Genomic DNA, 2365 nt, shown 5'->3' with positions numbered 1-2365 from the left:
GATTTTCTTCCAGCCCGGCGTCGACATCCGCACTGCCAACGCCCAAGTCACCGCAGTGTCACAAACCGTGCTCAAGCAAATGCCTCCTGGCATCACACCGCCGCTGATCCTCAACTACAGCGCGTCGCCTGCTGCACGACTTCAAACTGCCGCAAACCCTGATCGCCCGCAGTGATGGCGAGCGCGTGCTGACCAACCTGTTGCACCTCAGCGAACTGCTGCAACAGGCGGCCTCCGAACTGGACGGCGAACAGGCCTTGATCCGCCACCTGGCCGAACACCTCGCGCTGTCGGGGCAGGCCGGTGAAGAACAGATCCTGCGCCTGGAAAGCGACGAGCAACTGGTCAAGGTGGTGACCATCCACAAATCCAAGGGCTTGGAATACGACCTGGTGTTCCTGCCCTTCATCTGCTCGGCCAAACCGGTGGATGGCAGCCGCTTGCCGCTGCATTACCACGATGCCAACGGCAAGTCCCAGGTCAGCCTGCGCCCGACCGTCGAGTTGATTGCCCAGGCCGATGACGAGCGCCTGGCGGAAGACCTGCGTCTGTTCTACGTCGCCCTGACCCGCGCCAAACACGCGTGCTGGCTGGGTATTGCCGACCTCAAGCGCGGCAATAACAACAGCTCCGTGCTGCACCTGTCGGCCCTGGGCTATTTGCTCGGCGCCGGTGCCGCGCTGGCTGAGTCCGCCGGCTTGGCGCGCTGGTTGCTGGATCTACAGGAAGGCTGTTGCGCCGTGCATTACGCGCCGGTGCCCGAATCACAAGCCAGCCTCTTCTACCCGCCGCGTAACGAAGCCACGTTGCTGGCGCCCCTGCTGCCCAAGCGCAAGGCTGCGGAAAACTGGTGGATCGCGTCCTACAGCGCTTTGCGCATCGGCGACAGCATGAGCGCCGCCAGCCTCGAAGCGCCGGAAAGCCCACAAGCCCAGAAGCTGTTCGACGACGAACGCCTCGACCCTGACGCACCGCGTGAAGTGGCGGCGTCGGGCAGTGATATTCACCGTTTCCCACGCGGTCCTAACCCCGGCACCTTCCTCCATGGACTCCTGGAATGGGCGGGCGAAGACGGTTTCGACGTGACCGCGCAGGCGATCGAAAAGGCCGTGGGCGCGCGCTGCAACCGCCGCAATTGGGAAGGCTGGATCATGACCCTCAGCGGTTGGCTCGGCCATCTGCTGCAAACGCCACTGCCGCTGGATAACGATCAGGTCACGCTCAGCGGCCTGCAGCACTACCAGATCGAAATGGAGTTCTGGTTCGCCAGCCATAAAGTCGACGTGCTCGCCCTCGACAAGCTGGTGTGCCAGTACACCCACAACGGCGTCTCTCGCGTCGCGGCGGAACCGGTGTTGCTCAACGGCATGTTCAAGGGCTTTATCGACCTGACCTTCGAACACGACGGCCGTTATTACGTGGCCGACTACAAATCCAACTGGCTCGGCCCCGATGATTCGGCCTACACCCAGCAAGCCATGGAACAGTCGATCCTTGAGCATCGGTACGACCTGCAATACGTGCTTTACCTGCTGGCCCTGCATCGCCAACTCAAGGCGCGCCTGGCGGATTACGACTACGACCGGCATGTCGGCGGCGCGCTCTATCTGTTCCTGCGCGGCACTCGGGCCGCCAGCCAGGGGGCGTACTTCACGCGGCCGCCACGCGCGCTGATCGAGAGCCTGGACCTGATGTTCCAAGGCCAATCGTTACCGCCCAAGGCTGAGCCCGCCTGGGAACAAGGAGTGTTGCTATGAGCCTGTCGCCGTTACCGCTGGAGGCGCTGATGCCCCTCAGCCACGCTCGACCCACCGTGGTGCGCCTGCTCGCCCTGTTGCAGGCGCCGGCCGTGGAAGCCGGCAGCCCGTTGCGCATTCGTCTGGCAGCGCCCACCGGTAAAGCCGCCGCACGGCTCACCGAATCCATCAGCCAGCAAGTGCTGTCGCTGAAAGTGCCTGACAGCGTGCGCGAAAAAATCCCGACCCAGGTCACCACCGTCCACCGCCTGTTGGGCAGCCGCCCGGGCACCCGTCACTTCCGTCATCACTTGGGCAATCCATTGCCGCTGGATGTGCTGGTGGTGGATGAAGCCTCGATGATCGACCTGGAAATGATGGCCAACCTGCTCGACGCCTTGCCGCCCCACGCACGCTTGGTGCTGCTGGGCGACAAGGACCAGCTCGCCTCGGTCGAGGCCGGCGCCGTACTTGGCGATCTGTGCCGCGATGCCGAGGCCGGCTGGTACAGCCCCGACACCCGCCAATGGCTGCAAGCGGTCAGTGGCGAAGACCTGGGCAACAGCGGCCTGCAGGAAGACCGCGACGGCAGCCACCCGCTGGCCCAGCAAGTGGTGATGCTGCGCTAC

General features: G+C 64.1%; 2 pseudogenes. Both read left to right on the top strand.

The features are described 5' to 3' along the window. Positions 1-122: 122 nt before the first annotated feature. Positions 123-1757, top strand: a pseudogene (locus L9Z73_RS29210) (3'-5' exonuclease); the annotation flags it as partial. Positions 1758-1810: 53 nt separating this feature from the next. Beyond that, positions 1811-2365 (top strand): annotated as a pseudogene (locus L9Z73_RS29205) (AAA family ATPase); the annotation flags it as partial.

This window comes from Pseudomonas emilianonis (assembly GCF_023072625.1).
GTDB lineage: Bacteria > Pseudomonadota > Gammaproteobacteria > Pseudomonadales > Pseudomonadaceae > Aquipseudomonas > Aquipseudomonas paraveronii.
The sequence above is the reverse complement of the archived record's forward strand: the minus strand, read 5'-3'. Positions and strand labels throughout refer to the sequence as shown.